Annotated in this window: 1 protein-coding gene; it reads left to right on the plus strand. The window is 39.7% G+C overall.

The features are described 5' to 3' along the window. On the plus strand, window positions 1–237 hold a 237-nt coding region (locus JEM65_RS21085), incomplete at both ends, for a glycoside hydrolase domain-containing protein (protein ID WP_368856073.1).

The following is a 237-nucleotide window of genomic DNA, read 5'->3' on the forward strand; positions in this document are numbered from 1 at the left end:
CACCAGAATTTGGAGTTTCCTTTGCCGATAATCATAAAAGTTACAAACTGTATCCAGACGATTTAAAAGACATGTCCGTTGCCTTTGGTCATCCGGTGGATGAAGAGGATCTGATCAAAAGAAAAGAAAACGGTTATATCAGTACGCACTATGTCTGTTGTACCGATAAATTCCCAAATACATTTACGTTTTCACCACCAGCAGAAGGTGTGTTTATTGGTTGGTATAGCATCGCTG

The sequence above is a fragment of the Gelidibacter salicanalis genome (assembly GCF_016469035.1).
Classification (GTDB): Bacteria; Bacteroidota; Bacteroidia; order Flavobacteriales; family Flavobacteriaceae; genus Gelidibacter; species Gelidibacter salicanalis_A.